Genomic DNA, 26,151 nt, shown 5'->3' with positions numbered 1-26,151 from the left:
GAATGTGGAAACTGCTGCGCGCTGCACTCGACAAGCGAGCACGAAGCAGTCTTGGCGGCTCAGAGACCGGGCTGCGGCGGCTTAGTAGCGCCTTCGAGGGCCGCAACGCGCGCCTCAAGCGCCGCGACCAGGCCGGCGAGCCGCTCGTTCTCGCTGCGCGCTTTCTCGGCCATGGTGCGGACAGCCTCGAACTCCTCGCGCTTCACAACATCCATGTTCTGAAGCATGCGCTCGGTCTGGGCCCGCATGAACCCTTCGGCCTCCTGGCGCAATCCCTGCGCCGCACCCGCCGCGTCGGTCATCAGCTTCGCGACCTCGTCCAGCAGGCGGTTCGACGTCTGTGTCATCAGCGTTCCTTCAAGCTCGCGTCGCCCAACGGCGATCGCCTTGTCATCTGACCGGACTATGGTGGCTCGCAGCTTGGCGTTCAAGCGCGCTGCCGCCGCCGCTTGACTCCCACCCCGATACCCGGCAGCGTCCGCGGCGAATTTCAAACGCTTAGAAGCATAAGAGGGGCGAAAGGTAACATTGGCTGCGTCCTGCCCAAGCGGCTGCCTGCCCGGTCCCTTCCAACCAGATCTGAGACATGAGCCTTCTCGCCATCCCGTTCCCAGACTTCGACCCGGTTGCCTTCTCGATCGGGCCTCTGTCCGTCAAGTGGTATGGGCTCGCGTACCTCGCGGGGCTCATTCTCGGCTGGATCTATATTCGCCGGTTGCTCAGGCTTCCCAAGCTCTGGCGCAACGAGACGCCACCGTTCGACGTCGCGAAGACGGATGACCTCCTGCTCTACATCACGCTCGGCGTGGTGCTCGGCGGACGCCTCGGCTACATCCTGCTGTACGAACCCAGCAGCTACCTCGCCAACCCGCTCGAGATCTTCGCCGTCTGGAAGGGCGGCATGAGCTTCCACGGTGCGTTCTTTGCCTCGGCGATCGCGATCCTGCTGTTCGCGCGGCGCCACGGCGTCAGCGTGCTTAGCACGGGGGACCTGGTCACGGCGTCGCTGCCGATCGGCCTCTTCTTCGGCCGCGTCGCGAACTTCATCAACGGCGAGCTGTTCGGCCGCGTTTCAGACGTGCCGTGGGCCATGGTGTTCCCCTACGCCCGGGCCCTGTATCCCGACGTCGAGCCTGCGACGCGCCACCCGAGCCAGCTCTATGAGGCGGCACTCGAAGGGCTCGTCCTGTTCATTATCTTACGTGTAATGACGCACAGCTTCGGCGCACTCAAACAGCCCGGCTTGGTGACGGGCACGTTCCTCACCGGATATGCGCTGGCTCGCTCGTTCTCGGAAGTGTTTCGCGAGCCGCACGAGGTTCACTTCTTCAACATCGGACCGTTCACGGCGGGGCAGGTCTACTCGCTGCCCATGCTGCTGCTCGGCCTCTACTTCATCTGGCGCGCGCGGCGTGAGGCGGCGCCGGCCGTTCGATGACGGAGACCGCGCTCGCCGCGAAGCTCAAGGCGCGCATCCGCTGCGACGGCCCGATGTCCGTCGCGGATTACGTCGCGGCCTGCCTCTACGATCCCGAGCATGGTTATTACCGGCGCCGTGCGGCGATCGGCGCCGCAGGCGACTTCGTGACGGCTCCCGAGATCAGCCAGGTGTTCGGCGAGATCATCGGGCTGTGGTCGGCGGTTGTCTGGGAGCAGATGGGGTCGCCGTCGCGCTTCAACCTCGTCGAGTTGGGGCCGGGACGTGGCACGCTGATGCGCGATGCGCTCAGAGCAGCGCGGGTCGTGCCGGGATTTCGCGCGGCGCTGGCCGTGCACCTCGTCGACAGCAACGCGACACTGAGGGCGGTGCAGGCCGAAACGCTGGCGGACGCGGGCGTGCCGCTCACTTTCCACGAGGACATCAACGTGCTGGGGTCTGCCCAACACGTGCCTGAGGGGCCGACGCTGGTGATCGCGAACGAGTTCCTCGACGCGCTGCCCATTTCGCAGCTCATCTATTCTGCCGGCGCCTGGCACACACGCCTGGTCGCTCTAGACGAGGAGAGAGGCGCGTTCAGCTACCAGCCTGGTTCAGAAAGAGCCCCAGAACCTAGCGCGCTCCCAACCGATCGGGCGCCACGCGACGGCGATATTCTCGAAACGTGCGCTTCGCATGCCGCGGTCGCTTACGTACTTGCCCGGCGGGCGGCGCTCGCTCCCTTCGCAGCGCTGTTCATCGATTACGGACATGCGGCGACCGGCTTCGGCGATACGCTACAGGGTGTCGCCGGCCAATCCCACGTCTCGCCCTTTCACGCACCGGCCGAGACGGACCTCTCGGCGCAAGTGGATTTCCAGCAGTTCGCCGACGCCTGCTGCGGCGTGGGGCTCGTCGTGGACGGGCCGGTGCCGCAGGCGGAGTTCCTAGGCCGCCTCGGCATCGTCGAGCGTGCCTCACGCCTCATGTCGGCTAATCCCGAGCGCGCGGCCGAGATCGAGGCCAGCGTGTTGCGCCTCATTGCGCCGACTGGCATGGGCTCCCGTTTTCTCGCGATCGGCGTGCGCTCGCCAAGCGGGGCCACGCTTCCCGGCTTGGAGCGGTGAACGGCGTGATGAGCGCATTGCCATAACGGCTCTCTCCACTTAGATGCCAGCCAACGCAATCCCGACCGAGCAGAGACATCCATGCTGAGCCCCTTGCAAGCCGATAGCCTCTCTATTCTGCCCGGCATCCGTCACGGCTTCTTCACGCGCCAGGGCGGCGTCTCGCGCGGGCTCTACGCCAGCCTCAACTGCGGGCCGGGATCAAAGGACGACGCCGTGTCTGTGATCGAGAACCGGTCGCTAGTCGCGCAGCACCTCGGCAGCTTCTCCGACGACGTGCAGACGGTTTACCAAATCCACAGCGCGACGGCGCTGACCGTGGATCGGCTCACGGCACGGGACGAGCTGCCGAAGGGCGACGCCCTCGTCACACGCGCGCGCGGCCTCGCCATCGGCGTGCTGACGGCGGACTGCGCCCCGGTGCTGTTCGCAGATCCCGAGGCGGGCGTGGTCGGCGCGGCGCATGCCGGGTGGCGCGGTGCGCTCGGGGGCGTGCTCGAAGCAACGGTCGCCGCCATGGAGGAGCTGGGGGCAGACAGGCAGCGCATCTTTGCCGCGCTCGGGCCAGCCATCGGGCCCAAGTCCTACGAGGTAGGGCCGGAATTCGTCACCGCTTTCGAGGCTGCTAGCGCCGACAACGCGCGCTTCTTTACCATACCGAAAGGGCGCGCGACGCCCCATTTCGACCTGCCGGGCTTCGTCATGGATCGCCTCGGCCGGCTTGGTCTCAAGCATTCCGAACGGCAATCACCCTGCACTTACGAGAACGAATCGATGTTCTTCAGTTTTCGGCGCACTACGCACCGAAAAGAGCCCGATTACGGGCGCCAAATCTCCGCCATTGTTGTGACCTAACTGCAAAATCCACAGCTGCGTTGTGGATGTTGCGGATAGAATTAGCCACGTCGCCGCTTTGATCTCGATTCCGGCTGGACGCTGGCCGGGCCTCTGGGTACACGAATCCAGAGGGTACCGGCAGCGTTACGCAGAGGGATGGCCGCAAAGTTTGTACGCCGGCCGCCGGAGAACAGCGGATCAGTCATAGGGGGACGTCATCGTGACGACCATTGATGCTGCTGCGGCATGGCGTGGAAACAAGTCAGTCGTGTTCGCAGTTGTCGCAGCTTTCACCGGGCTTGGACTCGGCGGGTGCGAGACGGGTGCCAGCCTTTTCGCGAACAGCTCTGAGCCCGAGTCGCTCTCGATAACCGGACAGCCCCCCGCGACAGCCTCGCAGGGCGCCAGGATCGCCGTCGCGCCCATCATCGGCGCGCCCGATAACGTCGCCAAGCAGCTCGAGGCCAAGCTCGCCAGCACCATCGAGGCGCAGCGGATCCCCGTGGCCAAGGACCCCAACGCGAAGGCCGAGTACACGCTGCGCGGCTACATCGTGTCGGCACGCGAGAAGGGCCGCACGAAAGTTTCCTATATCTGGGACGTCACCGATCCAGCCGGCAAACGCGTGAACCGCATCACGGGCGAAGAGGTGCTGTCGGGTACGCAGTCGAAAGATCCGTGGGCGTCGGTCACGCCGCAGGTCATCGACACGATCTCTACCAAGACTGCGGGCTCGCTCGCGACGTGGCTGCCGTCACAGGGTGGAGGGGCCGTTGCCTCGGCGGCGCAGCCGACCTCGGCAGGCGCCGCCCCGACCAGCTACACGCAGACCGCCGCCGTATCGGCTCAGCCGACGGCAACCGCCACCACCACCGGCAGCATCGGCCGAGAGGGCAAGGTTACTGCCATGGTCCCGAGCGTCGTCGGCGCCCCGGGCGACGGCAGCGTGGCGCTGACCAGCGCCATCCAGCGGGAGCTCAGCCGCAGCGGCGTGTCGCTCACGGATGCCCCCTCTGCGCAGACCTACAAGGTTGAGGGCAAGGTCGTCGTCGGTCAGGGTCAGAACGGCAAGCAGCCGATCCAGATCGACTGGGACGTCAAGGATCCGCAGGGCAAGAAGCTCGGCACCGTCTCGCAGAAGAACGAGATCCCGCAGGGCTCGCTGGACGGCTCCTGGGGCAAGACTGCCGATGCGGCTGCCTCGGCAGCGGCACAGGGCATCGTTAAGCTCCTGCCGAAGGTCAATTGATCCTATGGCCGGGCCGGCCGTTCTGATGGGCCGCGGCCACACCGAAACAAAGTCTGCTAAACATGCCGGGCTCGGGTGGTTTACACACCCGGGCCCGCACGTTATTAGGCGCGTCATCGAAGTGTCGCATGAGGAGCGTTCATGCCATTCGATGTGCGCGGTGAGAGTGGCAGGGACGGCCAGACCATGAAGATCGTTGCCGGAAACAGTAACCGGCCGCTGGCGGAAGCCATTGCAAAGTATCAGAAGATCCCGCTGGCCAAATCCCAGGTGAAGCGTTTCGCGGACATGGAAGTGTTCGTCGAGATCCAGGAGAACGTGCGCGGCCAAGACGCGTTCGTGATCCAGTCGACCTCCTTCCCCGCAAACGACAACCTGATGGAGCTGCTGATCCTGATCGACGCGCTGAAGCGCTCGTCGGCGCGGCGCATTACGGCGGTCATTCCCTATTACGGCTATGCGCGCCAGGATCGTAAACCCGGCCCGCGCACGCCGATCTCGGCGAAGCTCGTCGCCAATCTCATCGAGCGGGCCGGCGCCAACCGCGTGCTGACCGTCGATCTGCACGCAGGGCAGATCCAGGGCTTCTTCGACATCCCGACCGACAACCTGTTCGCGGCGCCCGTCATGGTGCGCGACATCGAGGAGCGCTACGGCACCGAGAACCTCGTCGTCGTGTCGCCGGACGTCGGCGGCGTGGTGCGCGCGCGCGCCCTTGCCAAGCGCATCGACGTGCCGATCGCCATCTGCGACAAGCGGCGCGAGCGGCCCGGCGAATCCGAGGTCATGAATGTCATCGGCGACGTGGACGGCAAGCGCTGCGTTCTGATCGATGACATCGTCGATAGCGGCGGCACGATCGTGAACGCTGCCGACGCGCTGCTCGAGAAGGGTGCCACCGAGGTGATGTGCTACGTGACGCATGGCGTGCTCTCGGGCGGTGCCGTGTCACGCATTCAGAACTCACGCCTCAAGCATCTCGTCATCACAGACTCGATCCTGCCGACCGCGGCCGTTCAGGCCGCGCGCAACATCCGTGTAATTTCCATCGCGCCCCTGCTCGGCGAAGCGATTCTGCGCACCTCGCGCGAGGAAAGCGTCTCCAGCCTGTTCTACTGAGGCTTTGCCTTTTCTCCTTCGAACCTGCAGGGCGCCCTCATCAGAGCGCTTCATGCCGGCGCATAAATGCGCCGACCTCCCCCCGGACGGGGAGAGGTCGGCAACGCGCGCAGCGGGGAAGGGGGTCGAGGCGCCGCGCAGTCCACGTTGTCAGTTGAGCGAGATCGAGCCGAACAGGCGCACGCTCGCCCCCGGGAGAAGCACGTCCTCGCGGCGCTTGAACGAGGCGTGGTTCAGGACCTCGTCGTCTGCCAGGTTCTCGCCCTTGAGGCCGATGGTCGCCACGGGCGCCACGCCATTGATGGTCTCAGCCTGGAACGTATAGCTCAGCTCTGCTGAGACCAGCGTGTAACCCGGTGTTGCGATCTCTTCCTCTCCAAACTGATCCTGATCGAAGGCGTGGAGCACTCCTGCGCGCGCGAACCAGTTGGGATCGCGATAGTAAATGCCGCCGCCGAGGCGATGCGGCGGAATCCGCGGAACATATCCACCCCCATCAAATTTCGCGTGGACGAAGTCATACTGGCCATCGATACCCCAGAGGCCGCGCCAGATCGGCGCCACGTCGTATTGGAACGCCAGCTCGACGCCGTAGAAGTTCGCATCCCGCTGCTGGAAGTACACGAGATCGAACATGTGGGTATGGTCATGGTCGTGACCATCGTCATCATCATCGTGCCCGGCCTCGACGCAGTTGAACTCGCCGCCGTGAGATACGGGGTCGCACTCGAGTCCCTGCAGCGCCCGGTAGATGAAGCCATTGTAGCGCGTGTAGTAGGCCGAGGCGTCGAACCGGAAGGCGCCGTTGGCTTTCTTCAGGCCGACCTCTGCGGTCGTCGCTTTCTCAACGTCGAGGAAGGGATTTCCCACCTCGAACGTGCCCGTCGCTTCGTGCATGCCCTTGGAGAACAGCTCCGCCGCGTCAGGCGCGCGCTCGACATACGAGCCCATCAGGCGGGCAACCGTGTCGAACGGTAGCTTATGGAGCAGCCCGAGGCTGCCGCTCACCGGCGTGAAGCTTCTCTCGCCCTCGAACGTGTGGGGATGAAAATGGCCGTGGTCGCCATGGACCTCACCGTGAAGCTCCTCCCAGCCGGTGCCGTCCACGGTCGTGTGCTCGATGCGCGCTGCGGCCTGCAGGCGCAGGAACGGGTTGAGCTCCAGCTCCTCAAACCAGAATGCGGCGATGCTCTGCGTGTGGGCCGGCTCGAGCAGCGATTCACCTGCGTCCGGATCGGGCACGATGCCCGATGTCTTGCGGTTGACCAGATGCACGCCGAGCGCGCCCGACGCGGGGCCGAACGATGTCGCGACGGGCACGTGCTGGACCTCGATACGCGCCTCCTGCTCCTTGTTCTTGAAGCGCGAATGGACCTCGAAATCTACCTCGTGCTCGTGGTCGTGATCATCATCGTCGTCATGGCCATGGTCGTGCTTTGCCCATTCGTTGTGCCTGTAGTCGGAGGCACCGAACCAGAAACGAATGGCGTCGATGCCGGAGTCGCGGACGCGCCATTCACCCTTGGCCATGATCCTGTCCTGGACCAAACCGATGTACGGATCGACACCCTCCTCGGCTTCCTCGCCCGGGATGCCATAGGTGCTCTCGATGCGCGAGTAGGACACGCCAAAGAAGCCGTCGCTGCCGATGATCGACGCGCCCAACGAGCCGCCTTTGCTCTCGACGAAGCTGTTCACCACCGTGCCGCGCGGCGAGTCGTAATCGTCGGCGTCACGCCAGAAGCCGTCGGCGTGCACGGCGAAGCCATTCGAGCCAGCCGTAGCTTTGAACGAGCCGTCCTTGCCTTCATCCACCGACGTGCCGGCGCCCCTGATGGTGCCGCTGAATCCACCCTTCGGGATGTAGGTCGGAATGCGCTGGTTCTCGACCGAGACGACGCCGCCGATGGCTTGCGAGCCGTAGCGCAGTGTCGCCGGCCCGCGCACGACCTCTATCTGATCGGCAGAGTTCGGATCGACGGGCACAGCGTGGTCCTCGGAGATGGCGGCCACGTCGTGGGTGCCGATGCCGTTTTCCTGCGTGCGCACGCGGTAGCTGTCGAGGCCACGGATGATCGGGCGGTTGGCGCCGGGGGCGAACGTCGAGCCGATGATGCCGGGTTTCGTCTGCAGAGAGTCCGTGATCGTTTGGCCGCTGGTTGCCAAGATCTCGCGTTCGGTGGCGACGGTGGTGGCGACAAACGCATCTTCGGACACGATCAGGGTGCCGGGCGGCACCTCGAGATCGGGCAGCGGCTCTTCCTCGATGCTGGTGCTTTGTGCTGCAGGTGCCGCGGGTGCTGCTTGCGGACGCGCGGCGCGACGCGCCGACTTCCGGACGGGGCTGTGCGTCGTCGTGACCTCGATGGCGGGCAACTCGGTCGCGGCCGCGGCTTCGCCAGCCTCCTGAGCGCGGGCCTCGCTGCTACCGATGACCGCGATCAGCGCGGCAGCAGCGACCGTGAGAAACAAGGGAGAGCGCAGCGACATCTGTACAGAATGCCGAGTCGGCGCCATTCCGGAATGCGTTGGTGAAGCTTGTTCACGGATATTATAGTATAAGTTCCGCTGCGAGCCGCGAGAAATGGCCGACCGTGCTTCGTTCACCGCGCCTTCTGAGACCGGCACCTCGTCACGCTTGCGCGCGGAACCAAGCGCCTCGCCCTGCTTGCTTTTTTCCACGCGGCCTACCTGCTTGCCCTCGTTGACCTTCGACACAGACAACCCCCAACGTCCTGCAACTGGATGTTATATTATCCGGATTACGGGAGCTTGAGGCGCGGGGCAACAACGTCCTGGGCGCAGACAGCTATTCGAGCTGAGGAGCGTGGCGCATCGGACACAGAAACGTCCTCCGCGGCATGCGTGGTAGGTTGCTCTGAGGTGGTTAGGCCTCGACTTCGGACACGTCGCTGATTTGCGGCGGATAAGATGCTCTGAGGTCGTCTGCATTCCAGACGCCTTCGGCGTACCGTGTGCCGCCCTCGCCTTTTACAATGACGTCGGCGAAACCGGCTGCGCGAAATTTCTCGGCAATCGTATCGTTGCTTGCGAGGCGTTCGACAAAGCCCAAGTTGATTGTCGTCTTGTAGCGTTTGCCGCGTTCGAGCTTAAAGATCATGGGCAGTGCCTCCCATTTATCTTCAATCGTTTATAGCAGAGATAGGTCTCCGCATCAGCACATACCAGACGACGGATACTGTTAACGCGCGTGCGATCTCGCGGGTCGCGTCCAAGATCTGTCGAACTGCGGTGCCTTGATAGGCCGTCTCGCCGCTTAGGGCCGAGTAAGAGTAAGAGGCATGGCAGATCAGTCTGCGGTCAGCGCGTGGTTGCTCGACGCGGATCCGTCGATCCGGTGGCAGGTGCTGCGCGACATCCTGCACGAGCCCGAGGAGGTCGTTGCTGCCGAGAGGGCGCGCGTCGCCAGGGAAGGCTGGGGTGCCGCGTTGCTGGCGCTGCAGACGCCGGACGGTCACTGGAACGATGACACGCAGCACGGCTGGATGCCGACCACGGACGCGCTTCATCTTCTCATGACTCTGGGGCCCGACCCGGCGGACGCCCACGTCACGCGGGCGATCGATCTCGTCAAAGACCGCATCACATGGTTCCAGCTCGACGGTCGTCCCTTCTTCGACGGCGAGACCGAAGCCTGCATCAACGGTCGCATTCTGGCTGCGGGCGCGTACTTCGGCGCGGATGTCGATCGGTTGCTCGCGCTCTTGCTCAACGATCAACTCGATGACGGGGGGTGGAACTGCGAGGCCCCGCCCAGCACGCGCTCCTCGTTCAACTCCACGATCTGCGTGCTCGAGGGATTGCTCGCTTATGAACAGGCGCGTGGCGCAACGCCCGCCGTGACGCAATCACGCGAACGTGCGCATGCCTATCTGCTCGAACGGCACATGCTGCGGTCGCTCACTTCGGGCGAGGTGATCAATCAGAGTTGGGCCAGGTTTTCGTTTCCGGTCGTCTGGTACTACGATGTGCTGCGGGGGCTCGACTATCTGCGCAGCGCTGGCGTCGCCCCCGACGAGCGCGTCGCAGAGGCCGTCAGTCTGGTGGCGGCGCGCCGGCAGCCGGACGGCTTCTGGCTGCTCGACGAAGCTCGGCGAGATCAGTCGCGTATCCCGGTCACGTTCGAAACGGAGGTCGGCGCGCCGAGCCGCTGGAACACGCTGCGGGCGCTGCGGGTGCTCGAGTGGTACGCGGGAAATGAGCCAGCACGCTAGACCGGCGGCGGATTGCGCTCGGCGAAGAACCGCTGGTGCCAGTAGGGATAGGGAAGCGTCGCCTCGCTTGCAGCGTCGAGCTTGGCAACCTGCTCCTTGGTGAGGTTCCAGCCCACAGCGCCGAGGTTTTGACGCAACTGCTCCTCGTTGCGGGCGCCGATGATCACCGTCGACACCGTTGGGCGCTGCAGAAGCCAGTTCAGCGCGATCTGCGGAACCGTCTTGCCGGTTTCCCTGGCGATCTCATCGATGACGTCGACGACCTTGTAGACGTGCTCGTCGGGGACTGGCGGGCCGCTTTCGGCCGTCGCGTGCAAGCGGCTCTTCTCGGGAAGCGGCTGGCCGCGGCGGATCTTGCCCGTGAGGCGGCCCCAGCCAAGCGGGCTCCAGATCACGGCGCCGACGCCCTGCTCGACGCCGAGCGGCATCAGCTCCCATTCGTAATCGCGGCCGATCAGCGAGTAGTAGGTCTGGTTGGCCACGTAGCGCTGATAGCCGTAGCGGTCGGCGACGGCCAGCGACTTCATCAAGTGCCAGCCGGAGAAGTTCGAGACGCCGAGGTAGCGGATCTTGCCGGCGCGCACGAGATCGTCGAGCGTAGACAGCGTCTCCTCGACCGGCGTCTTAGCGTCGAAGCCGTGCAGTTGGAAGAGGTCGATGTACTCGGTGCCGAGACGCTTCAACTGGGCATCGACGGTTTTCAGCAAATGGGAGCGCGAGGAGCCGACGTCATTCGGCTTGTCGCTGAAACGGAACGTCGCCTTGGTCGAGATCAGCACATCCTGGCGGCGGCCTTTGATCGCCTCGCCGAGGATCCTTTCCGACTCGCCTCCCGAATAGACGTCGGCAGTATCGAACATCGTCAAGCCGGACTCGAGGCAGATGTCGACCAAGCGCCGCGCCTCGGCAACGTCGGTGTCGCCCCAAGCGCTGAACAGCGGCCCTTTGCCTCCGAATGTGCCGCAACCAAAGCTCAGGGCGGGAACCGTCAAGCCGGATGCACCGAGTTGGCGATACTCCATGATCCTACTCCTCAATGCAGCTCGATGATGTCGGTGGATCTTGCTCTAGCGCGACAGGCCCTTGGCCTTGAGCTCGCCGAGGTATTCGCCCCAGCGCTTGTCCTTCTGCAGCGACAGCATGTGCAGGTAGGACCAGGTGAACAGCCCGGTGTCGTGGCCGTCGTCGAACACGATGCGCACCGCGTAGTTGCCGACGCCGCGCAGCTCGCGGATCTTGACGTTCTTCTTGCCGGCGACCGTGACGCGCTGCTCCCTCGAGTGGCCCTGAACTTCTGCCGAGGGGCTCAGCACGCGCAGGAATTCGGCCGGTAGTTCGTGCTCGTCGCGCGTTGCGAACGCGACGCGCAGGGCTTCGCCGCCATGCACGATTTCGAGCTTCGGCGGTCTCATGCCACGGCCCTGGGCCTTCTCCAGTTCGGCCCATGCCTTGGCCGCAATCTCGCGGAAGGCTCCGGCGCTCGGGCTCTCGGGCGCGGTGGCCGTGATCGGACGGCCGGCATCGGAGGTCTCGCGTACCTCCATGGTCAGCGGCACTTCGCCGAGGAATGGCACGTCGAGCTTTTCGGCCTCGGCGCGGGCGCCGCCGTGGCCGAAGATGTCGTAGCGGGCGCCGGTATCGGGCGCGATGAAGTAACTCATGTTCTCGACGATGCCGAGCAGCGGCACGCTGACCTTGCGGAACATGGCGAGCCCCTTGCGGGCGTCGATAAGGGCCAGATCCTGCGGCGTCGAGACGATGACGGCGCCCGCGAGCGGCACCTGCTGGGCAATGGTGAGCTGCACGTCGCCGGTTCCGGGCGGCATGTCGATCACCAGCACGTCGAGGTCACCCCAGGCGACCTCGCGCAGCATCTGGTTCAACGCGCCGACGACCATCGGGCCGCGCCAGACGATCGGCGTGTCCTCCTCAACCATGAAGCCCATCGACATGGCTTTCAGGCCGTAGCCCTCCATGGGTGCGAGCTTCTTATCGGAGGTTTGCGTGGGCTTGCCCGTTATTCCGAGCAGGCGCGGCTGCGAGGGGCCGTAAATGTCGGCATCGAGAATGCCGGCCTTGAGACCGATGGCCTGGAAGCCCAGCGCGAGATTGACCGCGACCGTCGACTTGCCGACACCGCCCTTTCCGGAGGCGACGGCCACGATATGGCGCACGCCGGGCACGCCCTGCGTCTGGCGCACTGGCGCCGCGGCTGGCGCAGCGGCAGGACGGCGGGCACCGTCGCCTGCTGTGCCGCGCGCGCGCGCCTCAGTCACGCGCGGGTGCTCGCGGCCATTGCCGGAGGAGGCTTGCGTCGGCTGCGGAGGGGGGGATTTGGCTTGCCCCGGCGCCGCCTCGGCCGTCAGAACGGCAACCACACCGGCAACGCCCTCGATTTCCTTCACGACTTTTTCTGCCGCGCCGCGCAGCGGCTCCAGCTCCTCGGCGCGCGCGGCCGGAACCGTGATCGAGAAATAGACGCGCCCGTCCTTGATCAGGACATCCGATACCAACCCCAGATCGACGATGTTGCCATCGAGATCCGGGCCCTTGACGCGCCGCAGCCGCTCAACGACCTGTGCTTTCAAATCGGACATCCGTTGCCTCTGGTTCTTTATCTCCCGACGGCGGCGATGCCGGACGCGGGGCCGGCCAGGCCTACGTCATGCGCCCCAAACCCGCAAGGTGGGTTCTCCGGAGTTCTCCCCTACCGCCCTTTGCGATATAGGAAGCCTGCCTAAGCTCCGCCACTGAGACCGGGGCACACGGGAGGACGCATGGAGAAGCTCTTGGCGCTGAGCCGCCTCATCGATCGCGCCACGGGCGTGGTCGGACGCTCGGTGGCGTGGCTGGTCGTCGTGGCGGCCGTCATCAGCGCTGGCAATGCGGTCGTGCGCAAGGCCTTCGACTGGAGCGCCAACGGGCTGCTCGAAATTCAGTGGTGGCTGTTCGCCGTCGTGTTCCTGCTGGCGGCGCCGTGGACGCTGGCCGTCAACGAGCACATCCGCATCGATATCGTGAACAGCCGGCTCTCCAAGAGCAAGCGCAACATCATCGAGCTCATGGGCCACGTGCTCTTCCTGCTGCCGATGGCAGGCATGATCGTCTATACGTCATGGCTCTTCTTCGCCTCCTCCTATGCGCAAAACGAGCAGTCTCCCAATGCCGGGGGACTACCGCTGTGGCCGATCAAGTTGCTGATCCCGATCGCGTTCGCGCTGCTCTTTCTGCAGGGCCTCTCGGAGTTGATCAAGCGCATCGCGATCATGCGCGGCGATCTCGACGATCCGACCTCGCAGGGCGGCTACCATGATGCGGCCGTTGCCGCCGGCAGCGATCTCGCGCCAAACGCAAACCCCAACAGGCCCAATATCGGGGGCGCGTCTCAATGAGCCGGAACGGGGAGACGGTAGGCGACGGGCGCGGCGGAGAGGGCCGGGGGCCATGACAGCGTTCCTGGCTCAAAACCTGGCGCCGATCATGTTTGCGTCGCTGGTCATCTTTCTCTTGCTCGGCTACCCGGTCGCGTTCTCGCTCGGCGCGGTTGGCCTCGCGTTCTTCTTCATCGGAGTCGAGCTCGCGCCTCACTCGGACGGGGCCATCACGCTATCCTGGCATCTCCTGCAATCCATGCCCGGGCGCATCTTCGACGTGATGCGCAACGATACCCTGCTCGCGATCCCGTTCTTCACCTTCATGGGGCTGATCCTCGAACGCTCCGGCATGGCAGAGGACCTGCTGGAAACCGTGGGGCAACTGTTCGGCACGGTGCGTGGCGGTCTCGCCTATGCTGTCGTCTTCGTCGGCGCGCTGCTCGCGGCGACGACGGGCGTGGTTGCCGCGAGCGTCATTGCGATGGGCCTGATCTCGCTGCCGATCATGCTGCGCTACGGCTACGACCGGCGCCTTGCGACCGGCGTCATCGCGGCGTCGGGGACGCTGGCCCAAATCGTGCCGCCGTCTCTGGTGCTGATCGTGCTCGCCGACCAGCTCGGCCGCTCCGTCGACGATATGTACAAGGCGGCTCTACTGCCCGGCCTGATGCTGGCCGGCCTCTATGCCGCTTATGTCTTTATCGCCTCCCTCTTCTATCCCGACTCCGCACCTGGATTGCCGGCTGAGGACGTCGGACACCGCGAGCCCGATGGCTCGCGCGGGCTGCTTTCGCTTGGCGTGCAGGCGCTACTCTCGGCCGGCTTTGCGGCCTGGATCATGCACGGCTCCCACTACGTCGGCATCGATCGCGGCATCCTCGCTATGGCGTGGGGAATTTCTTTCGCGCTTGTCGCGGCGCTGCTCAACCGCCTGCTCCAGCTTGTCTCAGGCAAGAGCCTACTGTCGGCCATCGCCGAGCGCGCAACCTTCGTCATGGTGCCGCCGCTCCTCCTCATCTTTCTCGTGTTGGGGACGATCCTGGTCGGTCTCGCGACGCCGACCGAAGGGGGCGCTATGGGCGCAGTCGGCGCGCTGGCCCTCGCCGCTGTGAAGCGCTACAGCGACGGCGACGCGCGGCGCTTCAACCTCTCGATCGTACGCCAGGCAGCGGAAGCGACGACCAAGCTCGCCGCCTTCGTCATGTTCATCCTGATCGGCGCCCGAATCTTCACCCTCACCTTTTACGGCGTCAACGGCCATATCTGGGTCGAGCACCTCATGACCTCGATGCCGGGTGGCATGTATGGCTTCCTGATCGCCGTAATGGTGCTGATTTTCCTATTGGCGTTCTTCCTCGACTTCTTCGAGCTGTGCTTCATCCTGGTGCCGCTCCTGAAGCCTGCCGCGGAGGCGATATTCCGCGTCTCGCCCGAAGCCGTGGCGATCGCAAAGAGCTTCGGATTCGCTGTGGTCAGCTCGACGGATGCCTCCGGCGCGGTGGTCGAGATGGTGGCGGATGTTACACCATTCATCGTCTGGTTCGGCATTCTGCTGGCCGTCAACATGCAGACGAGCTTCATGCATCCGCCCTTCGGGTTCGCGCTCTTCTACCTGCGCAGCGTGGCACCGCGATCGCCCTATCGCGACAAGGTTACGGGGCGGCTCATGCCTCCGGTCAAAACGGGCGAGATCTACTGGGGCGCCGTGCCGTTCCTGTGCATCCAGCTCTTGATGGTCGCCGTGCTCATCACGGTCCCGTCGCTTGTCATGAGCAGGCCGGAGGCGCGCCGGCTGCCGACACCGCCCGCGGCCTCTGCCCCGGTTTCCAAGCAACCCTCAGAGGTCTCCGGTCAGCGCGGGTTCTCGCTGCCATCGTCGCCGCCCGTGATCGAAGGCGCACCCCAAGTGCCGCTGAGCGGGCCCGGCGCGCCGACGCTCGACATGCAGGAGCTGCCGAGCTTCACCGCGCCGGAGCGCGCGCTTCCGCAACGTGTCCACTGACGCCGACGATGAGCCCCCTCGCCGCATTCAAATGCTTCTTATTTTTTCGGCTTTCGATCAGCAGCCGTATCATGGCCGGCGTGCCACAGTTGCGGGACCGGTTTGTGCCACGTCACAATTTCACGCTGGAGATGCGCTTCACTCTGTTGCTAAGTGGGTGACGGGATCGAGCGTGGCGCTAACTGCCTCCAGGATGAGGAGAAGCCGCTCAATCCGTAGCATCCAACTCAACGTTCCCGCGTCCCTAGCCTAGCGTGTGTTCCGAAAGTCATTCATGCGGAAGACGAGAAGAAGCGCGTCCTCGACGCTCAACGGCGACAACATCGGTGACATCGGCGCTCCGGTGGAAGTCCGTCGTCATCCGGCCGCGCGTCGGCTTACGTTGCGCGTGAGCCGGACGCGGCGCACCGTGATCGTTACGCTGCCCGTGCAGTGCGATCTCGATGAGGCGGACTCGTTCATCACGCGCAATATCGACTGGGTGCGAGCGCGCCTCGACAGCTTGCCCGATCCGGTGCCGTTTCTGGATGGCGCGTTCATCCCACTGCGCGGGGAGGCACACCGCATCGTGTTCGCCGGCCCCGGCCGTCGCGGGCCGGTGGAGCGCAAGGTCGCTTCTCCTTATCCCGAGCTGCGCGTCTCGGGCCATGTCGAGCATGCGCCGCGTCGGCTTAAGGACTGGCTGGCCAAGGAAGCCCATCGCTGCCTCGACGAGCGCGTTCGCTTCCACGCTGGCCGGCTCGGAGTCACGACGAAGCGTATCGCCGTGCGCGATCAGAGCAGCCGCTGGGGCTCCTGCTCGACGACGGGCGTGCTGTCGTTCTCCTGGCGGCTCATCATGGCACCGCCCGAGATCCTCGATTACGTGGCGGCGCACGAGGTCGCCCATCTGCGCGAGATGAACCATGGGCCGCGCTTCTGGGCGCTGGTACAAAAGACCATGCCCGACCTCGAGGAAGCCAAGCGCTGGCTGCAGATCTACGGCATGGACCTGCACCGCTACGGCGCGACAGCAGACGAGGCGTGAGCGCTCAGGGCTGCTGGGATTGCGGAGGCGGCATCACGAGGATGCGGCCTTCGGGCGTGACGCTGGATTCGCCGCGGGCCTGATCCGATGGTGGCTGGCTCGCCGGCTGCGTTTCGCTGTCCTGCTTCCGCTTGCGGCTCCGCGCCTCATCGAGGGCCTTGGTCACGGACTCGACGTCACCGACGGTTCCTGTCGGCGATGAAAATGGGTGCGTCCTTTCCACCGCTGCCGTCATGACCTCGCGCCAGATCTCGGCCGGCAGCGTGCCGCCCACGACCTTCTTCATGGCGCGCCCGTCGTCGTTGCCGACCCAGACGCCGGCGGTCAGCTCGTCCGTGTAGCCGATGAACCAGGCGTCGCGGTAGTCTTGCGAGGTGCCCGTCTTGCCGGCGACGCGGCGGCCGCGGATGGCGGCGCGGCGGCCCGTGCCGTCCGTCACGACGGCGCCCAACAGATCATCCATGGCCGCGACCGCGGCGGGGGATATCGCCGTCCCTGACTTTGCGTCGATACGCTGGAACAAGACCTTGCCGGCTCCTGTGCGCACCTGGCGTACGGCATAGGGCGCGTTGACGTAGCCACCGTTGGCGAAGGCGGCGTAGGCGCCGGTGAGATCCAACAGAGACACCTCGGACGTGCCGAGCGCGAGGGAGGCATCTCGGCGCAGCGGCGCCGTCATGCCGAGGCGACGCGCGGTGGCTAAGACGGCGTCCACGCCCGTTCCGAGCAGAAGGCGCACGGCGACGGTATTGATCGATTGCGCGAGGGCGTTGCGCAGCGTCGTCGGGCCTACGTTACGGCCGTTCTCGTTGCGCGGCGACCACGACCCCGCGGTGATCGGGGCGTCCTCGACGATGCTGTCGGGCGCGAGGCCCTGCTCGATCGCCGCCAAGTAGACCACGGGCTTAAATGCCGACCCCGGCTGGCGATGTGCTCTTGTGGCCCGGTTGAACTGGCTGTCCGCGTAGGAGCGGCCGCCGACAAGGGCACGGATACCGCCGTCAGGCCCCACCACGACGATCGCGGCCTGGGAGGCGTCGAGCGCCTCACCGCGTTCGGCCAGAGAGCGCTCGACGGTTTCAGCGGCGCGGCGCTGAAGCGCGGCATCGAGGGTCGTCTCGATCACGATCTCGTTGTTATCGGCGTTCTCGAAGCGCGAGGCGGCGTCGAGCACGAGGTCGACGGCGTAGGCCATCTCGGGTTGGCCGGGGACGCGCATCAAGGGAGAGAAGCGAATTTCAGCGGCAAGAGCCGCTGCCGCCTCGTCGTCGCCGATGAAACCGGCTTCGCGCATTTTCTCGACCACAACGCGTCCGCGGGCGATGGCCTGCACGGGGCTTGCGCTCGGCGCATAGCGGGAGGGTGCTTTCAGAAGCCCCGCGATCACCGCCGCCTCGGGCAGCGTCAGGTGGCGTGCCGACTTACCGAAGTAGCGCTGCGACGCGGCCTCGATGCCGTGCGCGCCACCGCCGAAGTAGACGCGGTTGAGATAGAGCTCGAGGATGTCGCGTTTGGACAGCCTGAGCTCGAGCCAGATCGCCATCAGAACCTCCTCGGCCTTGCGCTCGAGTGTGCGCTCGGAGGAGAGGAACAGGTTCTTGACGAGCTGCTGCGTGATGGTGGAGCCGCCCTGCACGACCCGCCCGGCACGGGCGTTGGCGACGGTGGCGCGGACGAGGCCGAACGGATCGACGCCGGGGTGATCGAAGAAGCGACGGTCCTCGATCGCAACCACCGCGTCGGCGGCGTGCGGCGGCAGCATGTCGAGCGGGATGTAGTCGCGCGAGACGCCGCGTTCGGCGAGCGGTGTGCCGTCGCGCGCCATGATGCGGATCACGGGTCCGGTGCCCTGCGGCCGCATGCCCAGAGGGTCCGGATAGGTGAAGGTGTAGTAGACGAACAGCGCGCCGATCAGGACGGCGGCGACGCAGAACACCCGGATCGTGACGGCGAGAAAGAAGCGGATGAGCTTGCGCACCCCGCGGCGCGGCCGGCGCCTAGGAGGCTCGGGCGGGGCAGGTCTCGGCGGCTCCGGCGGCAGCCACTCCGGATACGCGTGCGGATAGGCGTACCAGTGCGGATCCGGATGATCCTGCCGGTAATGGTAGAAGCGTGGATCGCGGCCGTCGTAGCCCATGCGCTTTCGGCCCCTCGCGCGAAGCGGATTGACGCGGCGTTGCGGCCGGCACCATGCGCGGCCCGCGGGGATTATCGGGCGCTCGCGCTAACGGGGCGTTAACCAGGATGGGGTGCGCCGACGCGCGTCAGCGGCTCGAGAACGGCGCGAACAAGAGCGCCAGAAAAATGCGCGCGGCGATGGTGAAGAACATGAAGAGCAGCTGGCGCTCCTCGAGCAGCAGCTCGACCCAGATGTTGTATTTAGGATCGAGGCCGGTCGAGGTGATGACGCTTTTGAGGTCGCGCGCCCAGCCCAGCATATCGGACAGCGTCTGGGGCCAGTTGTAGCCCACCACGGCCAGCGCGAATGCGCCGAGGATCATGGAAAAGAAAAGCGTGCTGGTGCTCAGCAGGAGACGCAGAAGCATAAAAGGCCGTCCTTCCCGCAGCATCGCTTCGTCGGCGCCATAGGCGCACGATGCCACCCACCCTTGACCGGGACCCCCGTTGTCCCAACATGAACCGGGCGTTTACCACGCCCGGATTTCACCCTAGGTCCCGGACTGGTCGGACACAAGCGCCCTTTGAAAGGGGGACGACGCCATCAACTCGATGAAGACCGACACTGTCGAGCGTTACGAGGATCCGGCGGTCGCGGCCGCCGTTGCCCGCATCGAGGGCGTGTCGAGGCTCATGGACGATCTGTTCGAGATCCCCGGCACGAATGTCCGGGTGGGCCTTGATGCGATCATCGGACTGGTCCCGATCATCGGCGACCTCATTTCGCAAGGCATCTCGAGCTACCTGATCTGGGAGGCGCGTCAGCTCGGCGTGTCGCGCTTCACGCTGGCGCGCATGATCGCCAATACCGCTGTCGATACGGTCGTCGGCATCGTGCCGTTCGCGGGCGACGCGTTCGACGTGATGTTCCGCGCTAACCGCAAGAACGTCACGCTGCTCAAGGCGCATCTGGAAAAGCACGGCCACGTGCGCCGTGCGGGGACAGGCGCGGCCCGGTTATCGACGTCAAGGCGCGGCGGGTCGGCTGAGCGGAACGCCGTTGTTGCCCTGCTGCGTCAGGCCTTGAATTTCGCATCCGCAAGCCTCGAAAAACACTGTGGATTCTTTGCCGGTTCCGTAGTTGCGCGCGTGCGACTCAGAGATGAGTAAAAGGGTTCATTCCAAATCCCGCTCGGACGGTGTTGCGTCGGCCCAGCCTACCCAAGGATCGCAATGCCAAGGCTTTCTCCTTTCATCCTCGTCGCGGTCGCGATCTTTGCGGCCGGGTGCACCCGTGAGGCGGTTCGCGAGATGGGATCGCTCAAGGACGACCAGATCGCACCCGCGAAGCGGAGCGCAGAAACAGCGTCCTCGCGGAAGACCGAGGCGGCTGAGGTCGAGGCGCAGGGCGACGGAGACGCGCTCGAGACCGGCTCTATCGACAAGATCGACTGCCAGGGCGAGCACCTCGCCTATCAGGCGACCAAGGAATACCTGAAGAACTTCGGACCGAAGCCGCAGGATCTGCCGGGCGAGCGCGGCCCTTGCCGCCCCGGCGCGCAGTGACTGATTTCTCCACACTGCCTCGGCCCAATTAAGGTGTAACGCTGTCAGCCGGCTTGGCGGATGTCGTGGGTGGCCGAGATGTCTTGCAACGCGCGCCAGATTTCCAGCATCGCGAGCGAGTCGAGCCCGCAGTAAGTCAGAAGATTCTTCGCCGCCGCGCGCGCTTCGTCCGGCTCGAGTTCGCCCGTCACCATCGCATTCCAGGTTTCGCTTGCCGTCGCGCCTTCCTGGATCGCGAGCCCCTTGTAGGAGAGGTCTGGCACCAGCGCCGGCAGCACCCACTTGATCGACGTGCGACCGCGGAAACCCGGATGCACGACCATCTGCTGCGTGAACACGTCCATCAGATCGACGACGCGATCGTTGACGGATGTGAGATAGGCCGCCTCGTGCGGCAAGCGCTCGGCGAGCTTGGCGTTGATGCCGCGTTCGAACGGCTTGTTCCAGACGACGACGGCGCCGTCTTCCGGCAGCGCGCTTCTCAACGCGCCAACGAACGGGACATCGGGACAGGTTGCCTCGGTGAACAGGAACTCGCGATGTACCGGCTCGGCGCCGGGAGCCTCGATCGTGTGCAGCGAGAACTGGAACGGGACGTGGTTGAACGGCGCGTAGCCTGCAAAGCGCGGCAGTGCGCAAGGATACGTCTCGTAGTCGAGGAACGCGATCGGATAGCGGATCTGATCGAGAAAGGCTGCGAGCGGCGGCAGATCAACGTACGGCTGGCGGCGACGCGCGGTATCGACCTGATGACGCTGCGGGATCGTCAGCTCGAAATCGATCGGCACGTCCGTGATCGAAAGAATGCCGTCGTCGATCAGCGCGCGCAGGCGCTTTGGCGAGGTGCCGATGCGCGTGAGATCATGGACGCTGTACTCCGGAACATCCGGATTGATGTGGGCAAACGACGTGCAGTGGCTGCTGCGACCTTTGTAGATGCAGGTGCAGGGCGGCGCGGGCAAAGCTGCGAGCTGGATCAAGTCGTGCGCCGCATCCATCTCGGACTCGACCTTCTCGAGGAGAGGCGTCACGCGGTCCGTGAAATCCTCACGCGTGAAGAGGCGCGCGAGATCGAGCGTGCCATCCGAGACGTAGTCACCATTCAAGCGCACGAGGTGCAGGCGGGCGAGCGGCAGGCCGTTGGCGCGCAGCACGAGCGCCTGGAACGCGATGTCGTGAGCGTAAAGATCATCCTTGGCCTTGCGGTCATCGCCGCTCGTCGAGGCCTTGACCTCGTAGAGGTCGTAGCCGCCGGCGGCCTCGTTCCAGGCCAGAACGTCGCAGGCCGTCGTGTAGCGCTCGGTCTCGAAGACCGGCTGATAGAGGACGGACGCGCGCTCGGAAACCATTTGCGCCGTGCCGACCGCATCGCCACGCCGGATCAAAATCCCGCCTGGGAACAGGTCACGGGCGCGCACGTCGACGTCGTTGCCGACCTCTATGATCGCACGCTCGAAAACAGAAAGCGGCTCGGCGTGATAGACGTCGGGCTTGTGAACCTTGACCCAGGCGTTGTGGGCGCAGTCGCGGTAGACGAGGTAGTTCGTCTTGCTGAGCTTCATGTCGTCCGGCCGCTTTGCGGCCGCCCCCGATTGAAACGCCCCCTCGCCATAGAAAATCGGCGACCCTATGTAACCAAAGCCACGGCGACAACGTACTAAAGTCAGTAAGATCAGCCAAACCCGTAAGGGGCTTTTCCCATGCTAATCCGCAAGGCGCGCGACATCCCGGCCTCCGAAATTACGCCAAGGAGCGTTTATTTCCGCCGCCGCGAGCTTTTGACCGGTGGTCTCGGGCTTGCGGCCCTGGCGCTCTTGCCGAAAGATCGGTCGCAGGGCGCGCCCATCGCCACACAAAAGAGTCCCTTCTCGACCGACGAGCCGGTGACGCGGCGCGAGGACGCCACGACCTACAACAACTTCTACGAGTTCGGCACCGACAAGGCCGATCCGGCAGCGTACGCCCACACGCTGACGACCAGCCCATGGTCGGTCAAGATCGACGGGCTTGTCGGCAAGCCGCAGACGATGGCGATCGAGGATATCCTGAAGCCTGTTGCGCTCGAGGAGCGCGTCTATCGGCTGCGCTGCGTCGAGGGCTGGTCGATGGTCATCCCGTGGATCGGCTTTCCGCTCGCAGACCTGCTTAAGCGCGTCGAGCCGCTCGGCAGCGCGAAGTACGTGGCGTTCGAAACGCTGGTGCGGCCCGAGGAGATGCCGGCGCAGAAAGGGCTCTTCCAGCCGCTGCCGTGGCCTTATCTCGAGGGGCTCCGGCTGGACGAGGCGATGCACCCGCTCACCATTCTCGCGACCGGCATGTACGGCGAGACGCTGCCAAACCAGAACGGCGCGCCGTTGCGGCTCGTCGTGCCCTGGAAGTATGGGTTCAAGAGCATCAAGTCGATCGTCCGCATTTCGCTCGTCGAGAAGCAACCGCCGACGACATGGCAATCCTCGCAGGCCAGCGAGTACGGCTTCTATTCGAACGTCAATCCGGAGGTTGATCATCCGCGCTGGAGCCAAGCTACGGAGCGGCGGATCGGCGAAGGAAGCGGGCTGTTCGCCAAGCGTCGGCCGACGCTGATGTTCAACGGCTACGGTGAGCAGGTGGCGCAGCTTTACGCGGGCCTGGACCTCCGTGCCAACTATTGAGCGCTCCCAGATTGCGGCAGACCCGGTGCGGACGCGGCCAGGCCGTGCGCGTTCGGGATGGTGGCGCGTGTGGTTTGGCCCGGGCGGCTGGGCGCTTTACGCGATCGGACTCGTGCCGGCTGTTTGGACCTTCCATCTCGCCGTTTCGGACCGGCTCGGCGCCGATCCGCTGAAGGTGCTGGAGCAGACGCTTGGGCTCTGGGCGCTGCGGTTCCTCGTTGCGTCCCTCGCCATCACGCCGCTGCGGCGCCTCGGCGGGCCGAACCTCATGCCCTACCGGCGCACGATCGGGCTGCTCGCGTTCTGGTACGCGCTGTTTCACGTCACGGTGTATGTGTGGCTCGATCAGGGGCTCGACACCGGTCTGATCTGGAAGGATATCGTCAAGCGACCCTATATTACGGTCGGGCTTCTGAGCTTTTTGATCCTGATCCCGCTGGCGGCGACGTCGAATGCGACCATGATCCGAAGGCTCGGCGCCGCCGCGTGGCAGCGGCTGCACCGCTGGGTGTATCTGGCGGCAGCCGCCGCGGCGCTGCATTTCATCATGCTAGTCAAGGCTTGGCCCGCGGAACCGTTCGTCTATGCCGCCTTCGTGGCGGCGCTGCTGCTTTGCCGCATCGCCGACGGCTGGCGCAGAACAAACCACAGAAACGTCAACACGAACCGAGGACGTCCATGACCGACCCCCACGACGAGGCCTATTGGCGTGAGAAGCTTTCGCCGGAGCAGTACCGCGTGCTGCGCCAGGGCGGCACCGAGCGCCCGTTTACGGGCGAGCACCTCAACACGCATGCGGCAGGCACGTTCACGTGTGCTGCGTGCGGCGCGCAACTCTTTGCGTCCGATACCAAATTCGAGTCCGGCACCGGCTGGCCCTCATTCGATCAGGCCCTACCGGGCGTGATCGAGTACCATCAGGATACGTCGCACGGAATGGTGCGGACGGAGGTGCGATGTGCCAACTGCGGCTCGCACCTGGGTCATGTCTTCGAAGACGGACCAACGGAATCGGGCAAGCGCTATTGCATCAATTCCGTCTGTCTCAACCATCAAAAAGAGTAGTCCGACAGCAGACGAGGTTGCCCAAGACCAAATGCCGTGCCAGCATCGGAGCAGTCTTTCCACTCGCTCCGGTGCCGGATGCAGTCTCCGCACGACGTCGTACACGCCCTTTTGCACCAATGGGCCGCCGATCCCGCAGGCGCAATGAAGACGAAAGTCGCGCCGGACGTGGTCTATACGTTGAACGTTTCACCCGATGCCTTGCCGCTCGGCGGGGAGACGGTGGGCTGGGATGCCGTGAACGAGATTCTGCTCGGCATCCGAAAGATCTTCGACTACCTCGTCTATAAGCCGCGGATCCTATCCGTCGATGGAAACGTCGTGCGGGCGCGCATCGAGCTGGTTTTACGCCACAGGCCGAGCGGCGAGGTGTTCACCGGCCAGATGCGAAGCGTCTTCACAGTACGGGACGGCTTGGTCACGCGCGTTGACGAGTATGTCGATGCGCCCATGGTCGAGACCTTCATGCGGCTCGTGTCGGGCGGAGAGGGCGAATCCGGCTAGACGTGCGCTTACCTATGCGCTTCCCCTAAAAAGACATACCCCGCCGAGGCGTCTTGCGACGCCGGAGCGGGGCAGCACCTTTCGGCGCCTGACGGTCCCCATTGCTGACGACCGTCTGCGGCTCTAACGCATTGCCGTCCCGGCGGGTTCCGCCGATCAGCCGACCTCGCCGATGATGTAGCGCTCGATCTCGTCTTGCTTGACGCCCTTCTCGCTGCGGGCCCAGCCGCGAACGGAGATGCCGGCCTGATGCACGGTTTCCGGATCGCCTGAAATCAGCGGATGCCACCACGTCAGCCCGCGGCCTTCGTTGAGGCGGCGGTAGGCGCAGCTCTCAGGCAGCCATTTCAGCTTGCGCACGGCCTTCATGTCGATGGAGAGGCAATCGGGCATGCGCGCAAAGCGGTTCTCGTAGTCCTTACAGCGGCACGAATTGACGTCGAGCAAACCGCAGGCGAGGCGCGTGAGAAAAATCCTGCCGGTGTCCTCGTCCTCGAGCTTGTTGAGGCAGCACTGGCCGCAGCCGTCGCAGAGCGAATCCCACTCTTCCGGCGTCATCTCCTTGAGACGCTTCGTTTCCCAGAACGGCTTCTCCTCGCCCTCCGCAGCCCACACGGCATCGTCGGTGAAGCGATCGGCCGGAACGTGACGCACCCTCCGCGCCGCGCGCCTGGCAGCGGCGTCGCGTTTGCGAGACGCCTCAGTCTTCGCCTTCGATGTCGGTCTCTTGCGGTTGCTCACGGCTCAGCCTGTCAGAGGGGATATTTCGACTTGTAGCTCACGGCATCGCCAAGGTCGGATGCGGCGTAAACGCCCCGGGCCACGGCGCGCGCAACCGTGTCAGCTGCGACCGCGCCAATTCGGAGGAGTTGCATCAGGCGCTCGAGCGGGGCTTCGGGAAGCACGTGGGTCCCGGTCGCCAACACGAAGATGGTATCACCATCCACCTGTGAGTGTATGGGGCGAATGGCGCGGGCGAGCCCGTCCTGCGCCATGATGGCGATGCGGCCCGCCTCTGCCTTGGTCAGCGCGGCGTTTGTGGCGACGACGCCGATGGTCGTGTTGCCGCCGGGTGCGGGCGGGGCGATGTCCAAGCGTGTGCCATGGAAAACGTCGGCGGCGGAGGCCGCAGGGAGCGCGCTCGGCCAGCCGCGGCGGCCGAACTCGCCATCTAGCTCGTAGGGTGCGGCCCAGAAGTGCCCCGTCGCCGGCATCACGACCGAGCCGAATGGGTTCACCGCGATCAGCGCGCCGACCTGCAGATCGCCGTCGCGCGCGCTCGCGGAGCCTAGCCCGCCCTTGAGATTGCCGGCCATGGCGCCCGTGCCGGCACCGACGTTGCCGAGCGCAAACTCGCGTGCTGCCGACGCGCACGCTTCGCGGCCCCAGTCGCGGTAGGGCGGGGTCTCGCCCCAATCCTTGTCGCCGCCGTTCGGCAGGTCGAACAGCACGGCGCCCGGCACCACCGGGGAAACGACGGGCGTTTCGCCGAGCGCGAAGCCGCGCTTGCGTGCGCCGAGCCAAGCGACGGCGCCGGACATGGCTTCGAGGCCGTAGACCGAGCCGCCGGAGAGTACCAGGCCCTCGACGGCATCGACGAGGCAGGTCGGATTGAGCGCATCCGTCTCGCGCGTGCCAGGCGCGCCGCCGCGCACGTCGCAGGCCGCGACCGCGCGCTGGTCGGGCAAGACGACTGTGACGCCGCTGCGCACGGTTTCCGACTGCGCATTGCCGACGGTGATGCCGTCCACGTCTGTGATGAGGTTCAGCGGTCCCGGGCGGATGGCCATCGGGATCGATCCTTCCGGTCAACGTTTCAACACCAGCGTCTGTGCCCGACTCGACCGGACGCCAGACCTG

At 65.2% G+C, this 26,151-nt stretch carries 25 protein-coding genes; 15 read left to right on the top strand and 10 right to left on the bottom strand.

Annotated elements, in window-relative coordinates; translation table 11 throughout:
- Positions 1-59 precede the first annotated feature (59 nt).
- Positions 60-347 (bottom strand): accessory factor UbiK family protein, encoded by a 288-nt coding sequence (locus CS1GBM3_RS16555; RefSeq protein WP_072397602.1) that lies wholly within the window; start codon positions 345-347, stop codon positions 60-62.
- 239 nt (positions 348-586) lie between these two features.
- Here CS1GBM3_RS16555 and lgt point away from each other — a divergent pair, with 239 nt between their 5' ends.
- The 5 genes from lgt (at position 587) to CS1GBM3_RS16530 (ending at position 5,749) form a co-directional block, all read left to right on the top strand.
- Positions 587-1,438, top strand: coding sequence for a prolipoprotein diacylglyceryl transferase (gene lgt, locus CS1GBM3_RS16550; protein WP_072396611.1), 852 nt, complete (start codon positions 587-589; stop codon positions 1,436-1,438).
- On the top strand, positions 1,435-2,544 hold the full coding sequence (locus CS1GBM3_RS16545) for a class I SAM-dependent methyltransferase (RefSeq protein WP_072396609.1): 1,110 nt from the start codon (positions 1,435-1,437) through the stop codon (positions 2,542-2,544). The genes lgt and CS1GBM3_RS16545 overlap by 4 nt, the downstream gene beginning before the upstream one ends.
- An 81-nt stretch (positions 2,545-2,625) precedes the next feature.
- Positions 2,626-3,399, top strand: a complete 774-nt coding sequence (gene pgeF / locus CS1GBM3_RS16540) for a peptidoglycan editing factor PgeF (protein WP_072396607.1) — start codon at positions 2,626-2,628, stop codon at positions 3,397-3,399.
- Positions 3,400-3,601: 202 nt separating this feature from the next.
- Positions 3,602-4,630 (top strand): hypothetical protein, encoded by a 1,029-nt coding sequence (locus tag CS1GBM3_RS16535; RefSeq protein ID WP_072396605.1) that lies wholly within the window; start codon positions 3,602-3,604, stop codon positions 4,628-4,630.
- Between the two features lie 186 nt (positions 4,631-4,816).
- Positions 4,817-5,749: a ribose-phosphate pyrophosphokinase gene (locus CS1GBM3_RS16530; RefSeq protein ID WP_072397601.1), complete on the top strand. Its 933-nt coding sequence runs from the start codon at positions 4,817-4,819 to the stop codon at positions 5,747-5,749.
- A gap of 150 nt (positions 5,750-5,899) precedes the next feature.
- Here the strand turns inward: CS1GBM3_RS16530 and CS1GBM3_RS16525 are convergent, their stop codons facing one another.
- Both CS1GBM3_RS16525 and CS1GBM3_RS16520 read right to left on the bottom strand, forming a co-directional pair.
- Positions 5,900-8,239 carry a TonB-dependent receptor gene (locus tag CS1GBM3_RS16525; protein WP_072397600.1) on the bottom strand — a complete coding sequence of 780 codons (2,340 nt, stop codon included), beginning with the start codon at positions 8,237-8,239 and terminating at the stop codon, positions 5,900-5,902.
- A gap of 397 nt (positions 8,240-8,636) precedes the next feature.
- On the bottom strand, positions 8,637-8,870 hold the full coding sequence (locus tag CS1GBM3_RS16520) for a hypothetical protein (RefSeq protein ID WP_072396603.1): 234 nt from the start codon (positions 8,868-8,870) through the stop codon (positions 8,637-8,639).
- A gap of 181 nt (positions 8,871-9,051) precedes the next feature.
- Between CS1GBM3_RS16520 and CS1GBM3_RS16515 the strand changes: the two genes are divergently transcribed.
- Positions 9,052-9,984, top strand: a complete 933-nt coding sequence (locus CS1GBM3_RS16515; protein WP_072396602.1) for a hypothetical protein — start codon at positions 9,052-9,054, stop codon at positions 9,982-9,984.
- Here the strand turns inward: CS1GBM3_RS16515 and CS1GBM3_RS16510 are convergent.
- Positions 9,981-11,006, bottom strand: a complete 1,026-nt coding sequence (locus CS1GBM3_RS16510; RefSeq protein ID WP_072396601.1) for an aldo/keto reductase — start codon at positions 11,004-11,006, stop codon at positions 9,981-9,983. The genes CS1GBM3_RS16515 and CS1GBM3_RS16510 overlap by 4 nt on opposite strands.
- 45 nt (positions 11,007-11,051) lie before the next feature.
- On the bottom strand, positions 11,052-12,581 hold the full coding sequence (locus tag CS1GBM3_RS16505) for a P-loop NTPase (RefSeq protein WP_072396600.1): 1,530 nt from the start codon (positions 12,579-12,581) through the stop codon (positions 11,052-11,054).
- 180 nt (positions 12,582-12,761) lie between these two features.
- On the opposite strand from CS1GBM3_RS16505, the gene CS1GBM3_RS16500 reads away from it, so the two are divergent.
- The 3 genes from CS1GBM3_RS16500 (at position 12,762) to CS1GBM3_RS16490 (ending at position 16,387) form a co-directional block, all read left to right on the top strand.
- Positions 12,762-13,376, top strand: a complete 615-nt coding sequence (locus CS1GBM3_RS16500; RefSeq protein ID WP_072396599.1) for a TRAP transporter small permease subunit — start codon at positions 12,762-12,764, stop codon at positions 13,374-13,376.
- Positions 13,377-13,428: 52 nt separating this feature from the next.
- Positions 13,429-15,360: a TRAP transporter large permease gene (locus CS1GBM3_RS16495; RefSeq protein ID WP_072396598.1), complete on the top strand. Its 1,932-nt coding sequence runs from the start codon at positions 13,429-13,431 to the stop codon at positions 15,358-15,360.
- Between the two features lie 274 nt (positions 15,361-15,634).
- Positions 15,635-16,387, top strand: a complete 753-nt coding sequence (locus tag CS1GBM3_RS16490) for a M48 family metallopeptidase (protein ID WP_072396597.1) — start codon at positions 15,635-15,637, stop codon at positions 16,385-16,387.
- Positions 16,388-16,391: 4 nt separating this feature from the next.
- Here CS1GBM3_RS16490 and CS1GBM3_RS16485 read toward each other — a convergent pair whose 3' ends face one another.
- Positions 16,392-18,524, bottom strand: a complete 2,133-nt coding sequence (locus CS1GBM3_RS16485) for a transglycosylase domain-containing protein (protein ID WP_072396596.1) — start codon at positions 18,522-18,524, stop codon at positions 16,392-16,394.
- Positions 18,525-18,651: 127 nt separating this feature from the next.
- Positions 18,652-18,933 carry a hypothetical protein gene (locus CS1GBM3_RS16480; protein ID WP_072396595.1) on the bottom strand — a complete coding sequence of 94 codons (282 nt, stop codon included), beginning with the start codon at positions 18,931-18,933 and terminating at the stop codon, positions 18,652-18,654.
- A 184-nt stretch (positions 18,934-19,117) separates the two neighbouring features.
- Between CS1GBM3_RS16480 and CS1GBM3_RS16475 the strand changes: the two genes are divergently transcribed.
- Both CS1GBM3_RS16475 and CS1GBM3_RS16470 read left to right on the top strand, forming a co-directional pair.
- Entirely contained in the window at positions 19,118-19,675 is a 558-nt protein-coding gene (locus tag CS1GBM3_RS16475; protein WP_072396594.1) for a DUF4112 domain-containing protein, read from the top strand.
- Between the two features lie 63 nt (positions 19,676-19,738).
- Positions 19,739-20,071, top strand: coding sequence for a hypothetical protein (locus CS1GBM3_RS16470; RefSeq protein WP_072396593.1), 333 nt, complete (start codon positions 19,739-19,741; stop codon positions 20,069-20,071).
- 44 nt (positions 20,072-20,115) lie between these two features.
- On the opposite strand, the gene CS1GBM3_RS16465 is transcribed toward CS1GBM3_RS16470, so the two are convergent.
- Entirely contained in the window at positions 20,116-21,633 is a 1,518-nt protein-coding gene (locus CS1GBM3_RS16465; protein WP_072396592.1) for a DUF2779 domain-containing protein, read from the bottom strand.
- 138 nt (positions 21,634-21,771) lie between these two features.
- Here CS1GBM3_RS16465 and msrP point away from each other — a divergent pair, with 138 nt between their 5' ends.
- The 4 genes from msrP to CS1GBM3_RS16445 all read left to right on the top strand — a co-directional run bounded on the left by msrP (position 21,772) and on the right by CS1GBM3_RS16445 (position 24,291).
- Positions 21,772-22,722 (top strand): protein-methionine-sulfoxide reductase catalytic subunit MsrP, encoded by a 951-nt coding sequence (gene msrP, locus CS1GBM3_RS16460; RefSeq protein WP_072396591.1) that lies wholly within the window; start codon positions 21,772-21,774, stop codon positions 22,720-22,722.
- A 67-nt stretch (positions 22,723-22,789) separates the two neighbouring features.
- Positions 22,790-23,404 carry a protein-methionine-sulfoxide reductase heme-binding subunit MsrQ gene (gene msrQ / locus CS1GBM3_RS16455; protein ID WP_139247954.1) on the top strand — a complete coding sequence of 205 codons (615 nt, stop codon included), beginning with the start codon at positions 22,790-22,792 and terminating at the stop codon, positions 23,402-23,404.
- Positions 23,401-23,787 (top strand): peptide-methionine (R)-S-oxide reductase MsrB, encoded by a 387-nt coding sequence (msrB, locus tag CS1GBM3_RS16450; RefSeq protein WP_072396590.1) that lies wholly within the window; start codon positions 23,401-23,403, stop codon positions 23,785-23,787. Before msrQ ends, msrB begins: the two co-directional genes overlap by 4 nt.
- A gap of 78 nt (positions 23,788-23,865) precedes the next feature.
- Entirely contained in the window at positions 23,866-24,291 is a 426-nt protein-coding gene (locus CS1GBM3_RS16445; RefSeq protein WP_072396589.1) for a nuclear transport factor 2 family protein, read from the top strand.
- A gap of 156 nt (positions 24,292-24,447) precedes the next feature.
- Here CS1GBM3_RS16445 and CS1GBM3_RS16440 read toward each other — a convergent pair whose 3' ends face one another.
- Positions 24,448-25,032 carry a YcgN family cysteine cluster protein gene (locus CS1GBM3_RS16440; protein WP_083567690.1) on the bottom strand — a complete coding sequence of 195 codons (585 nt, stop codon included), beginning with the start codon at positions 25,030-25,032 and terminating at the stop codon, positions 24,448-24,450.
- A gap of 11 nt (positions 25,033-25,043) precedes the next feature.
- Entirely contained in the window at positions 25,044-26,081 is a 1,038-nt protein-coding gene (locus CS1GBM3_RS16435; RefSeq protein WP_072396588.1) for a P1 family peptidase, read from the bottom strand.
- Positions 26,082-26,151: the final 70 nt, after the last annotated feature.

The sequence above is a fragment of the Hyphomicrobium sp. CS1GBMeth3 genome (assembly GCF_900117455.1).
Classification (GTDB): Bacteria; Pseudomonadota; Alphaproteobacteria; order Rhizobiales; family Hyphomicrobiaceae; genus Hyphomicrobium_C.
This window is presented reverse-complemented; position numbering and strand designations above follow the sequence as displayed.

Excerpts from the sequence above, each read along its gene's own strand:
- CS1GBM3_RS16475 (WP_072396594.1), top strand. The coding sequence starts at position 19,118 with ATGAAGACCGACACTGTCGAGCGTTACGAGGATCCGGCGGTCGCGGCC.
- CS1GBM3_RS16525 (WP_072397600.1), bottom strand. The coding sequence starts at position 8,239 with ATGTCGCTGCGCTCTCCCTTGTTTCTCACGGTCGCTGCTGCCGCGCTG.
- CS1GBM3_RS16520 (WP_072396603.1), bottom strand. The coding sequence starts at position 8,870 with ATGATCTTTAAGCTCGAACGCGGCAAACGCTACAAGACGACAATCAAC.
- lgt (WP_072396611.1), top strand. The coding sequence starts at position 587 with ATGAGCCTTCTCGCCATCCCGTTCCCAGACTTCGACCCGGTTGCCTTC.
- CS1GBM3_RS16435 (WP_072396588.1), bottom strand. The coding sequence starts at position 26,081 with ATGGCCATCCGCCCGGGACCGCTGAACCTCATCACAGACGTGGACGGC.
- CS1GBM3_RS16470 (WP_072396593.1), top strand. The coding sequence starts at position 19,739 with ATGCCAAGGCTTTCTCCTTTCATCCTCGTCGCGGTCGCGATCTTTGCG.
- CS1GBM3_RS16555 (WP_072397602.1), bottom strand. The coding sequence starts at position 347 with ATGACACAGACGTCGAACCGCCTGCTGGACGAGGTCGCGAAGCTGATG.
- CS1GBM3_RS16480 (WP_072396595.1), bottom strand. The coding sequence starts at position 18,933 with ATGCTTCTGCGTCTCCTGCTGAGCACCAGCACGCTTTTCTTTTCCATG.
- CS1GBM3_RS16545 (WP_072396609.1), top strand. The coding sequence starts at position 1,435 with ATGACGGAGACCGCGCTCGCCGCGAAGCTCAAGGCGCGCATCCGCTGC.
- msrP (WP_072396591.1), top strand. The coding sequence starts at position 21,772 with ATGCTAATCCGCAAGGCGCGCGACATCCCGGCCTCCGAAATTACGCCA.
- CS1GBM3_RS16500 (WP_072396599.1), top strand. The coding sequence starts at position 12,762 with ATGGAGAAGCTCTTGGCGCTGAGCCGCCTCATCGATCGCGCCACGGGC.
- CS1GBM3_RS16510 (WP_072396601.1), bottom strand. The coding sequence starts at position 11,006 with ATGGAGTATCGCCAACTCGGTGCATCCGGCTTGACGGTTCCCGCCCTG.
- CS1GBM3_RS16445 (WP_072396589.1), top strand. The coding sequence starts at position 23,866 with ATGCAGTCTCCGCACGACGTCGTACACGCCCTTTTGCACCAATGGGCC.
- CS1GBM3_RS16515 (WP_072396602.1), top strand. The coding sequence starts at position 9,052 with ATGGCAGATCAGTCTGCGGTCAGCGCGTGGTTGCTCGACGCGGATCCG.
- CS1GBM3_RS16495 (WP_072396598.1), top strand. The coding sequence starts at position 13,429 with ATGACAGCGTTCCTGGCTCAAAACCTGGCGCCGATCATGTTTGCGTCG.
- CS1GBM3_RS16485 (WP_072396596.1), bottom strand. The coding sequence starts at position 18,524 with ATGGGCTACGACGGCCGCGATCCACGCTTCTACCATTACCGGCAGGAT.
- CS1GBM3_RS16465 (WP_072396592.1), bottom strand. The coding sequence starts at position 21,633 with ATGAAGCTCAGCAAGACGAACTACCTCGTCTACCGCGACTGCGCCCAC.
- CS1GBM3_RS16530 (WP_072397601.1), top strand. The coding sequence starts at position 4,817 with ATGAAGATCGTTGCCGGAAACAGTAACCGGCCGCTGGCGGAAGCCATT.
- CS1GBM3_RS16505 (WP_072396600.1), bottom strand. The coding sequence starts at position 12,581 with ATGTCCGATTTGAAAGCACAGGTCGTTGAGCGGCTGCGGCGCGTCAAG.
- pgeF (WP_072396607.1), top strand. The coding sequence starts at position 2,626 with ATGCTGAGCCCCTTGCAAGCCGATAGCCTCTCTATTCTGCCCGGCATC.
- msrB (WP_072396590.1), top strand. The coding sequence starts at position 23,401 with ATGACCGACCCCCACGACGAGGCCTATTGGCGTGAGAAGCTTTCGCCG.
- CS1GBM3_RS16490 (WP_072396597.1), top strand. The coding sequence starts at position 15,635 with ATGCGGAAGACGAGAAGAAGCGCGTCCTCGACGCTCAACGGCGACAAC.